We start from the raw sequence: 19,856 nt of genomic DNA on the forward strand, positions 1-19,856 counted from the left end.
AACTGCCGATTGCCGATTGAGGATTGCCGATAAAAAGAACAAGGAACATGAAAGTGGGGTAACCCCGCACTTCCTGTTCCTTGTTTGGTTTTTCCAATAACCTGTGCTCCGAAGAGATCCGGAATGTAAACTCCTCATTCCGTACTGATCAATTTATCTTTCTTCAGTTGTCATCCTATTGTTTCACCAACCGGGTCAAGCTCACATTACCGGTTTTCTTGTTGGTGATGCGAACGATCCAGATACCTTGCGTCAGTTTACCGGTTTGAATAGTGATACTATTCACCCCAGTCACTGATGCGGTATAGGACTGACTGCTCACTGCATTTCCACTGCTTATATTCTGAACTTCAACAACCAGTTGGTCGCCAGCTTCAGCATATTTCAGCACCTGAGCAGAGCTACCAGTAAGCGGGTTAGGCACTACAGAAGCGCCGCCTGCAGTACTTGCCATATTGGTTGCCGTAGTAACTCTTGTAGTTGCAGAGCAGGCACCTAATGGTTTCCACCACCAGTCAGCTGTACCCGGTGTAACATTGTACAGGGCATCAGACAGGCTTTCGTACAGGTTGCCATTATAGGTTACTTTGTCGCCTTTGTTATAGATCTTTGGATAAGGCTGGTACTCGGCTACACCGGCACAATTACCAGAACCACCGCCACCGATGCTCACAACAATAGTTGCAGAAGCTGAAGTGGTTGCATTTCCACTGTTATCAGTTGCTTTTGCAGTAATAACATAAGTGCCATTGGTTACGTTGGTCCAGGTATAGCTATATGGAGCTGCAGTGGCTTCTCCCAGTTTGGTAGCGCCGTTGAAGAATTCCACTTTGCTTACTGTACCATCCGCATCGCTGGCAGTTGCGGCTATAGCCACTGTTGCAGGAGCCGTAAAAGTAGCACCAGAAGCAGGTGAGGTAAGGGTAACAACAGGGGCATTGTTGCTGCCGCCGCCGTTACAATCACTGATATATTTCCACACCATGCCATCGCCCAGATGCGTATCAGGTTGTTCGTTTTGTGTCCACCATTTTGCTTCATACACTTTACCATTGTACACAACCTGTTTGCCACTTGTGTATACATCGGTAGCCGTCCAGGCCGGGATACCATTACAACCACCACCAGTAACTGTACCAACAGTAACAGAAACAACACCAGAAGTGGTTACAGCACCTTTATTATCAGTTGCACGGGCAGTCAGTGAATAGGTACCGTTAGCCACATTGCTCCAGGTATAGCTGTATGGAGCTGAAGTTGCTTCACCCAGTTTAGTACCGCCATTAAAGAATTCCACTTTGGTAACAGAACCATCGTTATCGCTGGCTGATGCAGTGATAGCAATAGTAGCTGGCGCAGTAAAGTTAGCACCGGAAGCAGGTGAAGTAATGCTCACCACAGGGGCATTGTTACCACCACCTGTATTGCCAAAGAAGTAGTCATAGTAGTTAGTGGCAAATTCATCACCATTCGCTTTATCCCAGTTAACAGACCAGGTCATGATACCTCTTAAACCAGGATAACCGCCGCTTGATTTTCTCATTACATAACCGCCACCGAATGAAGTTCCTTTGGTGAGGTAATCCAACGCTTTCTTCACATTCGCCGGGGTGGTGTAACCTGAACCAGCTGCAGAAGTTTGAGCAGGTAAACCAAAGGCTACCTGGTCTTCACGCAAGGCAGGGAAAGTTTGGTTGGTACCTGCAACAGTGAAACCACTCAACAGCATTTCTGTCATAGCCACAATGAAATCTGCTGTGCCTGAAGAGTAGTTTTTATTATCCATACCCGTCATTGGACCGGTATTGTACAATTGCGGATGGATGAACTGTAACTCATTGCGCAAGCCATAGATCAATGGCAGATAAGCACCCACCAATGGAGAATAGGTAGAAGCATACGCTGCCTGAACATAATAAGTCTCTGGCGCCATGGTCAGCCAGCAATCTTTACCCAGGCCTTTGCGGTAATTGATCACCTCTTTAATACCAGCGATCAGGTTCACCACTTTAGGCGTAGTAGGATTCATGAAGTTATTATCACCACTGTTAAGTACCAGGTTAGAACCACCTTCTAGGTCAATATCAAAACCATCAAAGTTATACTGGTCCATCAACGACTTCATTGAATTAACAAATGAAGTTTTATTGGCAGCGGTATTCAGTTGCAGGATACCGTTCTCACCCCCCAGTGATAACAGTACTTTTCTGCCCTGAGATTGCAGCGTAGCAATATCCGCTTTGAAATCAGCAACAGTAGTTCCTTCTGGAGTGAAGGTTACTGTAGACTGATCGCCTGAGGTAACGCCAAAGGCAATTTGAATTACGTTGTATTTAGGATTCACATCGCGCAAACGGATGTAAGGCGGCGTTCCTGAGGTAGTACCCCAGTTATGCCAGTAACCCACGATCACTTTGCTGGTGTTACCACCTGTATTGGTATTTACAGTTAAAGTTACAGGAGAGGAAGTAGTAGAAGCGCCGCTGTTATCGGTAGCTTTTGCAGTGACCGAATAAGTGCCGGCTCCTACACTACTCCAGGTAACAGTATAAGGAGCAGTAGTTGCAGAACCGAGGCTGGTTGCACCATTAAAGAACTCTACTTTTGAAACGGTGCCATCGGCATCAGCTGCACTGGCAGTTAATGTAATGCTGGCCGGTGCAGTAAAGCTGCTGCCGCTGGTTGGCGCTGTAATTGATACCGTAGGTGCGTTGTTACCAGTAGAACCATTTACTTTTACTGTAATGGCTGTAGAAGTAGTAGTAGCACCAGTGTTATCAGTAGCAATAGCAGTGACGGTATAAGTACCGGCTGCCACATTGCTCCAGTTAACAGTATAGGGTGAAGCCGTTGCAGAACCGAGGCTGGTTGCACCATTAAAGAACTCAACCTTTGAAATGCTGCCATCCGCATCGGCTGCATTGGCCGTCAACGCAATGTTGGCAGGCGCAGTGAAAGTAGCGTTGTTGGCAGGAGAAGCAATGGAAACAGTTGGCAATTGGTTGCCTGTGCTGCCACTGGCAAATACCTGGTTGATCTTGTTTACCAGTTTTGATTTGGTATTAGGACAGAAGATCAGTTTGGTACCTGAAGTACTGCTGGTCATGTCGGTCATGTCACCAAACACCTGCCATACAATAACTCCAGCGAGCCCCTGATCCTTTATGTATTGTGCTTTTGCCTCGATGGAACGCTCGTTATCATAGCTCAGGAAATAGTTTCCTTTTACTTTATAAGGCACTTTTGCATTGTCATCCCAGTATTCAGTCCAGCCAGATCCGCTACCAGTTGCCTGCAAAATATAACTGTAAGGAGGAGTTCCATCCCACAGGTCTCTTTGCCAGTTGGTAAAGTCGGCGCAGGTTTGAATAGGACCATCGGGCTGAACGGTTTCCTGACGTTTGGTGGTAGCAGCGTTCACCGCACCAGTACTGCTGCAAATAACGCCTCTTCCATAGAAAGGAGCTCCTAAAGTAACCTTGCTCAGGTTAACACCCAGGCTTTTTAATCCTCTTACGGTCCCATCCAACGAAAAACCCTGATACTCCATACCAGGATAATCATACAAAGGCGCATTGTGACCAGCCTTGTTGCTCCAACCACCATTATAATCATACGTCATCATGTCCATATAGTTGAGCACGGCATTCAGACGGGTCCAGTTAAAACCACCCAGCTTTGCAGGTGAAGCGGCGAAACAGGCAGTGATCAATTTGCTGCTGCCAATAGCTGCACGAACTTCTTCAGCCAGCGTAGCAAAGTTGTTGTAATCAGCAGCGCTATAATGTTCGATGTTCATACCAGGATCGTTAGGATATTCCCAGTCGAAATCGATACCATCAAAACCCATCGCGATCAGGTCTTTACAATTGGCTACGAATTTGGCACGTTTAGCAGCATCGGCAGCTACTTCAGGATAGTGCTTACACATACTCCAGCCACCAATAGAGGCATTTACTTTCACCCCTTTTGAATGTGCCAGTTCTAACAAACCGGGTTGACCGCCTTGTTTATGTATGGCCAAAGGAAAAGAACCGGTTTTACCGGTATTCACATTTTTCCAGCCGGCGCCTTCATTGCGATAGCCCTGGTTGTAAGCATAGCTTCCATCAGAAATGTAATACAGGGTCTCCAGTTCACCATACAGCAGGAACAGGTCCCAGCTGCTGTAAATATCTTCGTTCAACAAGGCAGCAGGCTCCTGAACGGCGCCCACCTGATAAATGTTCTTGTTGCGAAAATCACCACTGTGCAATGAACCATCCTTGGCTACGCCAAAAAAGGAAAAGTTCAAAATGGTGTATTGGGAATAATCCACGTTCAAATGGTTATAACCACCTTTTGGCACCAGGTTCGCCACATCTTTCCAGGCATCCCATTGTGTAATATAACCAATCACCTGTTTGGTGTGTTGTGCCGTAGTGGCCGGCACTGAAGGACTTACCTGCGCGCGCGCAGTAGAAAAAAAACATAGCAAAATAGCCAGTTGAACATACTGCAAACTTCGCCAATGGCGCCATTTGCTCAGGGTAGACAACGCTTTCATACTGTAAGGCTTTTTTTAGATTAACAATACATACTATAATTAGAAAAAATTAAAATCAGTTAATGCAAAGCAATGACCGAACCTTCAACGGGGAAGATTGAACGCAAATAACGAAACATACAAAAACACAACGCATTCGCTTGCGTAACAAACGTTAGACATAAAGGGAAAACAAAGGAATTGATAATGAATGCAAACACGCATAAAACTCAGCCTATTGCGCCCGGGAAGTATTGGCAAAGCAAGGCCTGTAGTTAAGCAACAACCCTAAAGACAAAGCACTTTTATCTGTGCATTAAGCTTTAGGCGTTCAGCTTTAAGCGTTCCGCATTATGAAGAAGGTATTTTGTAACTGCAGTAATATTATTGTAGAAGCAGCTGCAAAGTAAAAACTGTTTAAAACACTTTAACTATGAAAGCAGCTTTATTTTTTTCCACATTATATATCTACGTTATACATAGACTGATAATCATATCAGAACACATATACATCTATATAAACAATTTATTATCCCGGATTCTTAAGATTTAAGTTAACTATATTGTTATAGAAGGGTCATTGCTAACCTAACACCTTATCCTTTACCTTGTCCTGACCCGGTGCTGGATTTAACGAGTAATTTTACTCTTTTTCATCACCTTTATAAGTTTGCCTTTGAAAATTTATAAACGTTTTAGCCATTTGAATTAATTGGAGTGATTTTTGCCTTCACCTTCTTTGTAGAAATCACTTGTTCGTAAGTAGTAATAATGTTGTAGCAGCACATCCCTTAGCACTAAAGTGGGTAGATCACCTGCTTCCCTTGTACTGTATAGAATAGCCATAATTTTTTCCCCTTCCATATTTGTTATCAGCCACACGCGACGTGCGGTTGCGTAAGGACTTTGACTTGTTCCAGGTTGCAGGATACAGGTTACAGGCTTCATATTTCATGACGCCAGTTACCTCCCGATAACTATCGGGCTCAGTATCCGGTTACCTGTTACAGGCGCTATGTTATGTCTATGCGTTCCGAAGTTTGACGCTATGGGAGCCGAAGAACGAAGGCGAATCGCCGATTGACGATTAATGATTGAAGACTACCGACTGCCGATTGACGATTGACGATTGCCGACTCGTCCACCGAAGCCTTGGCGTAGGTGGATTCATGATTCACGATCTAAGATTGCTTAATATTTAAAAATTTAAAAACCTCAAAGCTATTGACTATGAAAAAGTTTTTACCTACCTGTTTATTATTGGGTGCATTAACAACGTTTCAAAAAAGCGCACAGGCCCAGAACTGGCAGCTTGTGTGGCAGGATGAATTTACCAACAGCATCAGTGCTGATTGGGTTTTTGAAACCGGTAACGGCAGCGGCGGCTGGGGCAACAATGAGCTGGAATACTACCGCCGGGAGAATGCCACTATTGAAAACGGACAACTGGTGATCACTGCCAAACGCGAATCATTTGGCGGTTTTAACTATACTTCAGCCCGCATGAAAACTGCCGGTAAGAAGTCATGGAAATACGGCAAAATGGTAGCCCGTATCAAGATGCCGGCGTTTTCAGGGATCTGGCCTGCCTTCTGGATGTTAGGCGATAATATTAATAGCGGCGCGGGCTGGCCTGCCTGTGGCGAGATCGATATCATGGAACACATCAATGCCGAGAACAGAACATATGGTACACCACACTGGCTGGATAACAATAACCAATATGCTTCTTATGGCGGCAACACAGCCTGCACCGTAACTGACTATCATGATTATAGTATTGAGTGGGATGCCAATTACATCCGTTGGTTCCTCGATGGTGTTAAATATCATGAAATGTACATTGGTGGCGGCATCAACGGAACCAGTGAGTTCCATGCCAATCAATTTCTTTTGTTGAATATGGCTGTTGGTGGCAACTGGCCCGGCTTCAACATCGACTTAAATGGTTTCCCTGCAAAAATGTATGTTGATTATGTAAGAGTGTACCAGGATGCCGGTGGTAATCCAAACCCTCCTACCAGCACAACTATACAGGCAGAAAGCTATAGCAACATGTCAGGCGTGCAACTGGAAGCAACTACCGATGCAGGTGGTGGCCAAAACGTAGGTTGGATCGATGCCAACGACTGGATGGCTTACTCTCCGCTCGTATTCCCCACTACCGGCAACTACCAGATTGAATACCGTGTAGCGAGCCTGAATGGCGGTGGCCGTTTGTCAGCTGATCTGAACGCCGGTTCTATTGTACTGGGCCAACTGGACGTACCTAGTACTGGTGGCTGGCAAAACTGGACAACCATTTCACATACTGTATATGTTAATGCCGGCACGTATACCCCTGGTATTTTTGCCGTTGCCGGTGGTTGGAACCTGAACTGGATCCGCATCACCCCATTAAGCGGTGCAAGACAGACAACCGTGGCAAATACCCCAGCAGAAACTGCTGTACAATCAGGTAAATCCTTCACTATTTATCCCAATCCGGTTAAACATCAATTGAACATCACCAGCAGCGAATCATTGTCGGGCGGTCTCGTTCGCATCTTTGATCTCAGCGGCAAACAGGTTATGACGGCAAGACCCGCCACTAATCACCTCGATGTTTCTGCACTGGCGCCAGGTGTGTATACCCTGGTATTCACCAAAAACCAAACAAGGATCACCAAAGAGTTTGTGAAATAAACACGTCCGAACCTGTAAAATCAAAAATCTAAAATCATGAAGAAAAATCTACCGGGAAGAATCTTCCTTGCACTACTGTTGTTCACATGCGTACAGCGCGCATCAGCACAGTTCAAAGTGATCGGCTATATGCCATCATGGGCTGGCGATGTAAACACTGTTCAATACAGTAAGCTTACCCACATTAACTATGCTTTCATTTTACCTAATAGCAATGGTACCTTACAGGGACTGGATAATCCCAGCAAACTGTCGAGCCTGGTATCAAAGGCCCATGCCAATGGTGTTAAGGTAATGATCTCCGTAGGTGGCTGGAACGATGGTAACGACAGTGGTTTCGAAGGACTGGCTGCCAGCAGCGGCTCTCGCAATACCTTTGTACAAGCCCTGATCAGCCTGGTTAATCAGTATAACCTCGATGGTGTTGATATTGACTGGGAATACCCAGACAATGGCACTTCTGCCAACAACTACCTGACACTGATGACCTCACTATCGAACGAAATGCACAGCCGTGGCAAACTGTTGACTGCTGCTGTTGTAGGTGATGGTGGTGCAAGCATTCTGAACGGAGTATTCAGTGTAGTTGACTTTTTGAACCTGATGGCTTATGACTACAACGATTACCAACACTCAACTTATGCGCTCGCTCAACAATCAATGAATTACTGGAGAGGCCGTGGCTTACCTAAAGAAAAATGCGTTTTAGGCGTTCCCTTCTACGGCAGACCCAGCTGGGAGTCTTTCGCTCAGCTGATTGCCCGTGGCGCTAACCCTTATTCTGATACTTATAATGGCGTTGGTTACAATGGTATCACTACCATCAAAAACAAAACCAATCTGGCGTTTGATAATGGCAATGGTATCATGATGTGGGAACTGAGCAACGATGCTACAGGCGCTAACTCATTGTTGTCGGCTATTCATGATGTAGTATTGACCAGAGGCGGCGGCACAAACCCTCCTCCTACAGGTACCAACATCGCCCTCAACAAAACCGTAACCGTATCATCAGTTGAAGAAAGCCAATTCCCAGGTAATTTGGCAGTGGATGGTAATTCAACTACCCGCTGGTCATCTGCGGCTGCTGATCCACAGTCTATCACTGTTGACTTAGGTAAACAGTATAGCATCTCTGAGATCAGATTGCTGTGGGAAGCTGCTTACGGAAAAAATTTCGTACTGGAAGTTTCTGCAGACAATGCCAGCTGGACATCAGTTAAGAACGTTACTGGTAATACTTCACTCACCAATGACTATACAGGTTTAACTGCTACCGGCAGATATGTTCGGATGACTGGTACTGCACGTGGTACGGAATGGGGTTATTCGCTGTATGAATTTGAAGTATACGGCACAGAAGGAACTACGCCTCCTCCAACCGGTGGGGTGTTGATCCAGGCTGAAAGCTATAACAGTATGTCTGGCGTTCAAACAGAAACAACCACTGACACAGATGGTGGTCAGAACGTAGGTTATATCGATCAGGGCGACTGGATGGCTTATTACAACATCAACTTCCCTGTTACCGGAACTTACAAAGTGGAATACCGGGTTGCCAGCCTGAGCGGTGGTGGCCGTGTATCTTGCGATCTGAACGCTGGCGCTATCCAACTGGGTCAGTTAGATGTGCCCAGCACAGGCGGATGGCAGAACTGGACAACCATTTCTCACAACGTTACGGTGACTGCTGGTACTTACAACTTTGGCGTATACGCACAAGCTGGTGGCTGGAACCTGAACTGGATCCGCATCACACCTTTAACATCAGGTACCCGTTCTGCAGTAGCCGGCACTTTGATCGATGCTACCATGGAAAATGGTAAAGCGTTCAACCTTTACCCTAACCCTGTACATCAACAACTGAACATCCAGAGCAGCGAAACACTGGACGGTGGTATCATCAGAATTTTCGATATCAGCGGTAAAGTGGTAATGGCTGCACGGGCAGCTTCAAACAAGATCGATGTATCTTCTTTGAGTAAAGGTGTATACACCCTGCTGTTCACCAAAGGTGATAAAAAGATCACCCGCCAGTTTATCAAGTAGTAGGTTCTGTATTCTGTTAATTAGTTAATAATCCCTGTCAGGTTTAAACCGTAGTGTGCATACTAATACTATGCATAATACCATGGTTTTGACCTGACAGTTTTTTTTATTTTATATCATTCCTCATTTCAATCACGCACCATGCAAAAATTAAATCTGTACCTGCTGGCAGGCCTGATAGCGTTTGGTTCCGCAACCTATGCACAGGACAAACGTTTTCCTATCGGCAGTAGCAACAATGTATTGAACAGTTTTAGAAAGCAGATCACTGCCACACAAAAACCAAACAGGCTCAGTCGTTTGACGTTACAACTCTCCCCTTCCCTTTCTTTACCAGCTGCTGTTAATTTTCGCAGGTCGCAGAATGCAGGCTCCGAACAACTGGCGGGTACTATTGAGAATATGCCCAACTCATCGTTCTACCTGATGTTTGAAGGCAAATCAGTGAACGGTCACATTTTGTTGCATAACACTAAAAAAGCGTATAAATATTATTCCGATAACAACGGAGCAGTCTTTGTAGAAGAAGAAGATATTAATAAAGTAGTTTGTATAAACTACCAACAGGTAAACATCGAAAAACCCGACGCCAGTACTACAGACCCTGCTACGGCGAATGCTGCAGCTGCCGTTACCGACCTGCAAAGCTTTCCCGGTGGCAATGGTTGTGTATTGCTCGACTTCGATGGACAATTAGTTTCAGGCACTGGCTGGAACAACGGTAATCCCATTAATGCAGCCCCGGCCAATTTAACAGATGCCGACAAAGAAAAAGTATGGCAACTGATCAGCGAAGATTACCGCCCGTTTCATATAAACATCACCACCAGTGAGGCCGTTTTTAATACGTATCCGAAAACAAAAAGAATGCGCTGCATTTTTACACCTACCAATACGGCTGCCCCGGGAGCCGGCGGGGTAGCTTATTTGGGCTCTTTTAAATGGAATGATGAAACCCCTTGCTGGGTGTTCAACAGCGGGGCAAGAGCAGCCGGTGAAGCCGGTTCGCATGAAGTAGGCCATACCCTGGGCCTTGCACACGATGGAAGAACAACTCCTGATGAAGAATATTACCAGGGACAGGGCAACTGGGCTCCCATTATGGGCGTTGGCTATTACGTATCACTGGTACAATGGAGTAAAGGCGAGTATGCCAATGCCAGTCAAACACAGGATGACCTGGCCATTATTACCAGCTCAACCTATGGGATAGGTTACCGCACTGATGATTATGGCAATACCATTACAGCAGCAGCGCCCCTCACCGTTAATACGGCTGGCGCTGTTAGCAATGCAGGGCTTATTGAACGCACGGGCGATGTAGATATGTTCGCCTTTAATACTACAGGTGGCAATCTCAGTCTGACCTTCACCTCCAATGCTGCTTATCCCGATCTGGACATCCTGGCTACTTTACATGACGCGAATGGTACCGCAATTACCACGTCGAACCCCACGGGTTTAAATGCCAGTATCAGCAGCACCTTAGCTGCCGGTAAATATTTTGTTTCGGTTACAGGTACGGGTTCAGGCAGCCCGGCTACCACTGGTTATTCCAATTATGGATCGCTGGGCACTTATACCATTACAGGTACCGTTGCCGGTGGTTCTACCCCAACCGGTATTGCCATCTTTTATAAAGATTGTAATTATACCGGTACCTATGCTATTGGCCTGAATGAGGGCAGCTATACCAAAGCGCAACTCCTGGCTAAAGGCATTTCAGACAAAGACCTTTCGTCAATCAAAATAACAACCGGTTATGAAGTGGTGCTGTATAAGAGCGATAATTTTGGCGGCGCGTCTGCAGGTTATACTGCCGATGTTTCCTGTCTGGTAAGCAGCGGCTGGAATGATTCTACCACTTCTTTGCGTATCCGTTCAATCAGTAACACCCTGCCGGTTGTGAGCATAACATCACCCACCAATGGCAGCACCTTTACCGCCCCGGCAAGCATTACCATCAATGCCAACGCCACAGATGCCGATGGGCTTATAGCCAAAGTGGAGTTCTTTAATGGAACAACCAAACTCGGTGAAGACGTTACGGCCCCTTATTCCTATACCTGGTCAATTGGCACAGCTGGCACTTATGCAATAAAAGCAGTAGCTACAGACGACCGTGGCGGCCAGTCTTCTGCCCAGATCACAGTGGGTGTTAACAATCCACCAGGTGTGACCGTGTACAAACATTGCGATTTTGGTGGTTATGCCATCAATCTGCCAATTGGTTCGTACACGCTTAGCCAGTTAATGGCGTTGGGCGCTGTTAACGATGATATTTCATCGCTAAAAGTGAACAGCGGATATGAGGCTATCCTGTACCAGGATAATAATTTTGCAGGCCCTGCTTATTTGTTCAAAAGCAATGCAACTTGTCTGGTAAGTGTAGGTTTATCGGGCGGTTCTACCGTAAACTTAAACGACTGGGCCAGCTCTGTGGTAATACGTCAAACAGGCGCTATGACCACCCAGGCAGCAAATGCAGGAAACACTGTAGTACCTTATACTGAGTATACACCATCGGTGCAGATCTTACCAAACCCGGCGAGTAATGAAATGGTGATCCGGTATGGTAATATGGGGGATCGGTTCGATGTTACCATCATGAATATGAACGGGGGGGTAGCATACACGGCACCAGCCATCCTTAGCGGGCAACATATAAATATTGTTAATCTGCGGCCAGGTATGTACTTCGTTAAAATAAATACCGGTAAAGAAACTATAACAAGGAAATTCATCAAACGCTGATAAAAAGGCAATGAGGCATAAAGGCAACGAGGCCCCAGGATTGAAGGATCCAATTGGCGCCTCGTTGCCTTTTGCATATACCTTATGCCTTGTCCCCTGGTCCCTTATACCCTGGTCGGCCTGTTGTCTTGTTGTCTTGTTCCCTTTTTCCCCGTTAACCAAAAACTTACAAGCCATTAACAATATTAGCCGCAGTTAACCGTCTAATCAAACATATAAAAGACGGCTTTATGAATCCAATAGCTTTTCCCATTATCACCGGCATTATTATAATTGGTCTTATATTATCTTACTTTCTTAATAATAAACGCAACAAAAACGACAGTGACCTTAATATTTACTCTTAAGTTGACCAATTAACTGGTTAACTGGTCAACTTTTCAACTTGCCAACTTTATCTGTTTTATGTCTTTTTGTCTATATTTAAATTTTCCCGTATCTTAGGTATGTCATCCCTATCTCCTGAAAACTTCCGGCTGCCCAAACGCCTGCTTTATAGAATTATACCTTATTGCTCCCTTCCTTCCCAATGAACTAGTCTATATACCATTATTTCTTCACCATAAAATTTATGTTTATGAGCATTCTGTTCATGCATAAACAACGCCGATTCATTTTACTACTATCTGCCATTGGCATTATTTCCGTTTTTCTTCCCTGGGTTACCATAGGGGGCGTTTTCCGCCACCAACTTAATGCCAACGGGTTTAGCGGTATTGGCATAGTAGTATTCGGGGCGCTTGTAGCAGTACTGCTCATTACATTAATGGGTGATCAAAAGAAAGCAGAAGGAAAAACCATGTGGATGATAACCATGGTGGCAGCCTCCATTGCCCTGCTGTTTGCCATCATAAGATTTGGTCAGATAGCTGGTAGCGGGATCAGTATTGTTTCAGCAGGTTATGGGTTGTGGATCACCCTGGCCGCCTCTTTGGCAGTGATCATCTCGGCCTGGTTATTAAAAAAACCTGCCGATACCCTTGACAACGGTTTCAATAGTTTGAAATTTAAAATGCCACATCCCCGCCACCCAACTCATACAAGTACAATAACCAATAATAGAATGGAAGAATTGGAAAAGCTGATCGAATTAAAAAAACAGGGTAGAATGACAGAAGCAGAGTACAATGACATGAAGACAAAACTAATATGAAAAACCAATAAAAAGGTTTGATGGTTTGGTTGCAGATGGTTGAGGTCCGGAGGTCAACTATCAAACATTCAAATCATCGAACCTTCTTTCTTTTTACTTCTTACTAAGAGGAGAATCGGTAATACTTAACAGCGAAACCAGGTCCCGGGGTGGGGTCTTTTGGATCAGCTCCTGATGATTGAATAATTGCTCATACCGCCCCTTGGCCGAAATGGTTTGCACCGACAAAACAATTTGCGATAAGCGGAGAAAGGCCTGCTCCCAGGTTTTGCGCACCAGTTCACCCCACGCCGGGTATTGTTTCAGCAACACATTCATATTATTTCTGGAAATATATAACAACGAGCAGTTCTCAATAGCCTGGATATTAAACTTTGCCTGGCATTGATAGGTATAACTTTCAAGGTCGGTAAAGAAATTACCTTCAAAAGCAAACCAGTTGGTCACAACAAGGTTATCAACCATGGTATATACACGCAGCGAACCGGTTTCAACAAAATAATAATTCTCACAGTACTGCCCGGCTTTTATCAGATGGGTCTCCTTCTCCAGCGTCATTGGCTGAAATAATTGCACCATATGCTCCAACTCATTTTCCGTAACGGAAATGGTACGTTTAATATGGTCTTTCAGCGTTTTCATTTCAATATTAATTATAGACGGGATGGTGCAACAGGCGGGAATGCACAAATCAACAGGACCAAAACCGGTATTTCAAAGGTATGATTAATAATAGCTGGTACACATAAGTGGAAATACTATTTCGGAATTAATAATTTGTTTTCCCTGATTCGTAACACCGGGTTGTTTTTTACACCTATGTTTGTACCTACGCAAACATTACAAGTCCAGCGGAGCCCCAGGTAGATCCCGGGGATTCCGCCTGGCACAAGGCAGTAAATGCACCTCAATAGTTATCCGTTAAACAGTTTGTGCCTTCTTATTTCTTTTCCTTTTCTTAATAAAATAGCATGGTAAACCGAAGGGACATCGTTTGTCCATTTAGGCAAAAGAAGCAAAATAGCTACAATTTCCAATCTTGAGATCATCCCCACATAAAAACACCATTGAAACAAAATACCGGCATTGCAATCAACCATTATATGTATCAGGGTAGCAAATAAGAACAAAGTCCAGATTTTTGAAGAAATAGCGTGTGTAGCTACTTCCTTTTTAAGCTTTATAAAACTTATTACATAGGTTAATGCTTCTGTTCCCAGTAATATTGCCAACATAATGTAGTTACTATAAAAAAATGCTTTGCATTGTAAATAGGTTGCTATAGTTACTGATATAAAAAATACCTGGTCAATAGAGGAATCCAGTCTTCGCAATCGCTCCGTTGAGATATTCAAACGCCTGGCAATAATACCATCAAAAATATCAGTCAGCAGACCGGTTGTAAAAAGAATTATGGCTATAACATTATAATACTCAACCTGTAAAACACTTAAAAGCAGGATAACCACCCCCATGAGTAATCTTGAATAAATAAGGACAACCGGATTTTTTTTCATGATATATATCAGGAAAGGTGCCGTTTAGGGATTTTGAAAAGTAAAGAATTGCACCCGCCACGAAAATAGCTAAAAAAGTTTTGCTACTGTGAAGCAATAACTTAATACACGGTTTACATTTTAGTAACATCGAAAGTTTCCCTTTGCGCTTTCTCCAAAAAATCGACGACTTATCCTTTTACTATCGCTAACGGAGCTATGCCTGCATTTTTAAATTAAATTTAGTGAGGGTTCACTGATCACAATCTCGTAACACCAAACATTTACAATGAGAAAAAAAATCATGCGTTTTTTTTGTTTCCCGCTTGTCAGAAAAACAACCTTGCCAATGCTGGCAGCGCTGATGCTGCTTATGGCTTTGCCAGCCTTAGCCTTTCAACAACAAGACCGTACAATTAAAGGAAAAGTCACAGATGAGAACAATGCACCGCTTCCCAGTGTAAGCGTTACAGTTCGTGGAACCAACAAATCAGTTACTACGGATGAGAGTGGAAATTTTGAAATTACGGTTCCTTCAGGCAAAGCTTTTTTGCAGTTTTCTGCGGTTAGCTATGTAACCAAAGACATTTCTGTTGGTAATCAAACTTCCATCAATACAAAGCTTACACTGCAATCGAAACAATTAAGTGATGTAGTGGTGGTTGGTTATGGTAAATCGAGCAAAAGAAATATCACCGGTTCAATAACCAGTATCAATAACGAAAACTTTAACCAGGTAGTAACCGGTTCTCCTACCCAGTTATTACAAGGTAAAGTAGCGGGCTTGAACATCGCCCGCAGTGGTGACCCCAACAAAACACCTTCTGTTATCCTGCGTGGCCCTTCTACCCTGCGCGATGGCGCCAATGAACCTTTTTATGTTATAGATGGTGTTCCTGGTGCAAACCTGGAACTGGTAGCGCCTACAGATATCGTTTCCATCGACGTATTGAAAGACGCTTCCTCAACCGCCATTTACGGGGCCCGTGCTGCTAACGGCGTTATCATGATCACTACCCGCCGGGCAAAACAAGGACAAACCATGCTGTCATACAACCCATACGTTGCCATTGAGACCATCTCCAATAAAATTGATATGCTGAGTGGCGATGAGTTAAGGGATTATCTGGGTAAAAACGGACAAAGCCTGGTTTCTCAATACAACGACAGCGGCGCCAATACCAACTGGCAGGATGAAGTGATGCGCACTGGTGTATCGCACAACCACAACCTGGCTTTTAATGGCGCACAGGGCAATACCCTGTATGGCGCCAGCATCAACTATTTCGACAACCAGGGTATTGTAAAGACCACCAACCTGAAGCGGGTGGTAGCCAGAGGTAATATTGAAACAAAGTTCTTTGATGAACGCCTCAGACTGGCGTTCTCAGCCACTAACAGCACTGCCAAACACCACGACGTTGACCAGGGCGCGCTGTTCGGTAATATGCTTACCTATATGCCCACCGTAAAAGTGCGCCGCCCCGACGGATCATTTACTGAAGATTTCAGCCGGGGTGGTTACCTGAACCCCGTTGGCATTATCACCAACAACCTTTTTGATTATAAAGAAGAGAACACTTTACTGAATGGCCTGGCCGAGGTGAGGATCCTGAAAGGGCTGACATATACCCTGAGCCTTTCTCAACAAAAACAACGGCTCGACTCCAGCTTCTATAACAACGCATATTCAGGACAGGCGGTAGGCGCAAACGGCAGAGCGCATCGTGGAAGCTATGAGAACACCAAACAGGTAATTGAATCATACTTCAATTACGACAAAACGTATGGCGACCATAACTTTAAATTACTGGCTGGTTACTCCTGGCAACAAGATCGCACCGGCGATGGTTTTGGAGCCAATACCCAATATTACACCAATGACCTGCTCAACTACAATAACCTGGCAGTAAGTAATGGCGTGGTAACAGGTACTATTAAATTTGATAATAACATCATTTCTACCCTCCGTCTGATCTCTTACTATGCCCGTGTTAACTATCAGTTCAGGGACCGGTATTTATTCCAGGCCTCTTTACGTAAAGATGGTTCTTCTGCATTTGGTAATAACAACCGCTGGGGTTACTTCCCTACCGTGTCTGCAGGCTGGCGCATTACCCAGGAATCATTCATGGCCGATCAAAAAATATTTGATGACCTGAAACTGAGAGCTGGTTATGGCGTTTCGGGTAACTCCCTGGGCTTTGATGCGTTTACCGCTATTACCCGTTACGATGCGAGCGGAAGATTTTATAACAATGGATTGTACCTGAATGGCCTGTTACCCGTAACAAACGAGAACCCTGATCTGAAATGGGAAAGCACTGCCATGACCAACATCGGTCTTGATTTCTCGGTGCTTAAAAACCGGATCAGCGGTTCTATCGATTATTATATCAAAAATACGTCTGACCTGATCTTCGGTTACCAGGTGCCAAACACCGTATATTTTACAAGCACCATGACCGCGAATGTGGGTAAAGTAAAAAATACCGGTGTTGAGGTGAACATAAATGCTACCCCGGTTCAAACCAAAGCGTTTACCTGGAACACCACGTTGAATGCTTCACATAACAAGAATGAAGTGGTTTCCTTATCAAATGGCAGATTCCAGGCTCCTGATTATTACCCCCTTGCTTACCTGGGTGGAAAAGGTCAATCAGGTAACTGGAGCCAGGTGCTTGTTCAGGGCCAGCCTTTGGGAACATTCAGCCTGTGGCATTATATGGGCAAGAACGATGCAGGTACCAGTACCTTCCTGACCGCCGATGGAAAAACCATTGCCAGTCAACCATTGACAACCGATCTTATGATTGCAGGAAATGCCCAGCCGAAAATGCTGTTTGGCTGGAACAACACCTTTACTTATAAGAATTTCGATCTGAATTTCTTCTTAAGAGGGGTAACCGGCAACAAGATCCTGAACAATACCCTGGCACAATTGAACAGTCCTGCTGATTCAAAAAATAACAACGTACCCAAGTTCACGCTGGGTGAAGCATTTATTGACGCCTTTGCTTACCTCACATCAGATCGCTTCCTGGAAAAGGGCGATTATATCCGCATGGATAATGCAACGCTGGGTTATTCTATTAAGACTAAGGTTAAAGCTATCAGCAAACTGCGCGTGTATGTTTCCGGCAACAACCTGTTCACGATCACTGGCTATCGTGGTATTGATCCTGAGATCAATATCGCTGGTTTAACGCCGGGTATAGATTCTAAAAACTTCTATCCCAAAACAAGATCGATCATCTTTGGCGCCAACATCGTGTTCTAATGTCATGTGCGTTATTATAACTGAATAAAAAAATACGAGATCACACTATCATAAATAATTACCAGTATGAAAAAAATATTGATCGCATTAACAGCTATCGTTTTTGTAGCGAGTGCGTGTTCCAAACTGGATGTTACACCGGAGTCACAATATACCCTTGGCAACTTTCCCAAAACGTCACTCGATTATACGGCTTTAATAGGCCCCATTTATACGCAGCTGGCCAGCAAGTATGCCATTGAATATTTCCGTATGCAGGAACTTACCACCGATGAGGTCATTATTCCCGGCCGCGATGGTAACTATGATGACGGTGGACAGTACCGCCAACACCATCACCATCAGTATACCCCCGATCACGCAAACGTAAAAGATGTATGGTCATGGGGATTTGGCGCCATCAATACCTGCAACCGCGTATTAAGCAACATTGCCAATTCATCTATGGCGGAAAATGACCCAGCCCGCATCTCTTCCACTGCAGAAGTAAAAGCCATGCGCGCCTTGTTCTATTTCTTTATGATGGACATTTATGGCAACGTTCCTATCGTTGATACTTTCCCGGTGAACGATTTACCAGCTACTAAAAAAAGAGTGGAAGTATTTCAATTCATTGAAAAAGAACTGAAAGCGGTCGTTGGCAAGTTACCGGTAAAAGACCCCAACAACCCCATTCCAACATATGCCCACCCTACTAAAGGAATGGTATATGCCCTGCTGGCAAAAATGTATCTCAACGCTAAAATATACACCGGTACTACAAGATATGCTGAAACAGTGGCCATGTGCGACAGCGTTATTGCCTCTAAAAAATACTCGCTCGATCCCAGCTATGCGGCTGTTTTTGCACCGGATAATGGTCCCAATACCACAGAGACTATTTTCGCTATACCTTACGATCCCTTACTGTTGGATGGCAACCAGTTTACCCGCCATGGCTTTATGGCTTATATGTACCCGGTATATGGCGTGCCCAACAACCTGAGTATCTCTATGAGCACCACACCCGGCTTTTACGACAAGTTCAACCTGCCTGGTGATGAGCGTACCAACACCTGGCTGGTAGGTAAACAGACTTACAAGGATGGAACCCCCTTTACCATTAAGATCACGAAGAAAGACCTGAATGCCAGCTATTCTGGCCCTGCTGGCGATACAATCTGGCAATTGGAGATCACCAAAACCATCAAAATGACTGGCAAAAAGCCTTTCGATGTGGGTAATGATTACCTGGCCCGTTGTATGGGTATCCGTTCTATCAAGTATTATCCCGACAGGGCTACTACCGCGCTTACCCGCATGAGTGGTAATGATATGCCGATCTTCCGCCTGGCAGATATTTATTTAATGAAAGCGGAAGCCATTTTGAATGGCGCTGCTGCTACCACCGTAAATGGTGAAATGCAGGACGCGGCAACATTGGTAAGTAAAGTGCGTGCCCGCGCTAAAGCGCCCACAGTTACCACTGTTACCCTTGACGAGCTGCTCGATGAGCGTGCCCGTGAATTGTACTGGGAGAACTGGCGCCGTAACGACCTGATCCGTTTTGGTAAATATGAAACAGAATATGCCATCCCCGGTGATGTGGCCACTCCCGGGTACGATAACCCGCATATGAGCCAGGATCTCCGCAGACAGCTCTTCCCTATTCCAAACTCGGAAAGAAAGCTGAACACCAATCTGGCCCAGAACGATGGGTATTAATAATTACAACCGCTTATAAAGTAAGCATTTAGTGAATCCCGCCCCGGTTACACCGGAGCGGGATTTTTGTTTCCGGCAAGTACGAACAGTCGATAAGGCCTCAGAAACCAAATAATGTCTATATCTCAACAACCAAAGACCAATCAGGGAGATTACAGGGACTTCACAGGGACTATCTCCCTGTGAGGTCCCTGTGAGGTCCTTGTGAGG

The 19,856-nt window shown here is 44.8% G+C and carries 10 protein-coding genes; 6 read left to right on the plus strand and 4 right to left on the minus strand.

The genetic code is table 11. The features are described 5' to 3' along the window. Positions 1 to 175: 175 nt before the first annotated feature. Positions 176 to 4,546, minus strand: coding sequence for an Ig-like domain-containing protein (locus J7I42_RS25935; RefSeq protein ID WP_209141795.1), 4,371 nt, complete (start codon positions 4,544 to 4,546; stop codon positions 176 to 178). Between the two features lie 687 nt (positions 4,547 to 5,233). Then, positions 5,234 to 5,473: a hypothetical protein gene (locus tag J7I42_RS25940; RefSeq protein WP_209141796.1), complete on the minus strand. Its 240-nt coding sequence runs from the start codon at positions 5,471 to 5,473 to the stop codon at positions 5,234 to 5,236. A 282-nt stretch (positions 5,474 to 5,755) separates the two neighbouring features. Between J7I42_RS25940 and J7I42_RS25945 the strand changes: the two genes are divergently transcribed. From J7I42_RS25945 to J7I42_RS25960, 4 genes are all read left to right on the plus strand, one after another. Then, the gene (locus J7I42_RS25945; protein WP_209141797.1) at positions 5,756 to 7,210 is read left to right on the plus strand and encodes a carbohydrate-binding protein; all 1,455 of its coding nucleotides are present in this window, start codon (positions 5,756 to 5,758) and stop codon (positions 7,208 to 7,210) included. 36 nt (positions 7,211 to 7,246) lie between these two features. Further along, positions 7,247 to 9,259, plus strand: coding sequence for a glycosyl hydrolase family 18 protein (locus J7I42_RS25950; protein WP_209141798.1), 2,013 nt, complete (start codon positions 7,247 to 7,249; stop codon positions 9,257 to 9,259). A gap of 141 nt (positions 9,260 to 9,400) precedes the next feature. Further along, positions 9,401 to 12,013 carry an Ig-like domain-containing protein gene (locus J7I42_RS25955; RefSeq protein WP_209141799.1) on the plus strand — a complete coding sequence of 871 codons (2,613 nt, stop codon included), beginning with the start codon at positions 9,401 to 9,403 and terminating at the stop codon, positions 12,011 to 12,013. 577 nt (positions 12,014 to 12,590) lie between these two features. After that, positions 12,591 to 13,166 carry an SHOCT domain-containing protein gene (locus J7I42_RS25960; protein WP_209141800.1) on the plus strand — a complete coding sequence of 192 codons (576 nt, stop codon included), beginning with the start codon at positions 12,591 to 12,593 and terminating at the stop codon, positions 13,164 to 13,166. Between the two features lie 93 nt (positions 13,167 to 13,259). Here the strand turns inward: J7I42_RS25960 and J7I42_RS25965 are convergent, their stop codons facing one another. Then, positions 13,260 to 13,808, minus strand: coding sequence for a Crp/Fnr family transcriptional regulator (locus J7I42_RS25965; RefSeq protein ID WP_209141801.1), 549 nt, complete (start codon positions 13,806 to 13,808; stop codon positions 13,260 to 13,262). Positions 13,809 to 14,080: 272 nt separating this feature from the next. Beyond that, positions 14,081 to 14,683 carry a CDP-alcohol phosphatidyltransferase family protein gene (locus J7I42_RS25970; protein ID WP_209141802.1) on the minus strand — a complete coding sequence of 201 codons (603 nt, stop codon included), beginning with the start codon at positions 14,681 to 14,683 and terminating at the stop codon, positions 14,081 to 14,083. A gap of 268 nt (positions 14,684 to 14,951) precedes the next feature. Here J7I42_RS25970 and J7I42_RS25975 point away from each other — a divergent pair, with 268 nt between their 5' ends. Further along, positions 14,952 to 17,942, plus strand: a complete 2,991-nt coding sequence (locus J7I42_RS25975; protein WP_209141803.1) for a SusC/RagA family TonB-linked outer membrane protein — start codon at positions 14,952 to 14,954, stop codon at positions 17,940 to 17,942. A gap of 66 nt (positions 17,943 to 18,008) precedes the next feature. After that, positions 18,009 to 19,646: a RagB/SusD family nutrient uptake outer membrane protein gene (locus tag J7I42_RS25980; protein ID WP_209141804.1), complete on the plus strand. Its 1,638-nt coding sequence runs from the start codon at positions 18,009 to 18,011 to the stop codon at positions 19,644 to 19,646. Positions 19,647 to 19,856: the final 210 nt, after the last annotated feature.

The organism is Niastella soli (assembly GCF_017742245.1).
GTDB lineage: Bacteria > Bacteroidota > Bacteroidia > Chitinophagales > Chitinophagaceae > Niastella > Niastella soli.

Excerpts from the sequence above, each read along its gene's own strand:
- J7I42_RS25935 (WP_209141795.1), bottom strand. The coding sequence starts at position 4,546 with ATGAAAGCGTTGTCTACCCTGAGCAAATGGCGCCATTGGCGAAGTTTG.
- J7I42_RS25940 (WP_209141796.1), bottom strand. The coding sequence starts at position 5,473 with ATGAAGCCTGTAACCTGTATCCTGCAACCTGGAACAAGTCAAAGTCCT.
- J7I42_RS25945 (WP_209141797.1), top strand. The coding sequence starts at position 5,756 with ATGAAAAAGTTTTTACCTACCTGTTTATTATTGGGTGCATTAACAACG.
- J7I42_RS25950 (WP_209141798.1), top strand. The coding sequence starts at position 7,247 with ATGAAGAAAAATCTACCGGGAAGAATCTTCCTTGCACTACTGTTGTTC.
- J7I42_RS25955 (WP_209141799.1), top strand. The coding sequence starts at position 9,401 with ATGCAAAAATTAAATCTGTACCTGCTGGCAGGCCTGATAGCGTTTGGT.
- J7I42_RS25960 (WP_209141800.1), top strand. The coding sequence starts at position 12,591 with ATGAGCATTCTGTTCATGCATAAACAACGCCGATTCATTTTACTACTA.
- J7I42_RS25965 (WP_209141801.1), bottom strand. The coding sequence starts at position 13,808 with ATGAAAACGCTGAAAGACCATATTAAACGTACCATTTCCGTTACGGAA.
- J7I42_RS25970 (WP_209141802.1), bottom strand. The coding sequence starts at position 14,683 with ATGAAAAAAAATCCGGTTGTCCTTATTTATTCAAGATTACTCATGGGG.
- J7I42_RS25975 (WP_209141803.1), top strand. The coding sequence starts at position 14,952 with ATGAGAAAAAAAATCATGCGTTTTTTTTGTTTCCCGCTTGTCAGAAAA.
- J7I42_RS25980 (WP_209141804.1), top strand. The coding sequence starts at position 18,009 with ATGAAAAAAATATTGATCGCATTAACAGCTATCGTTTTTGTAGCGAGT.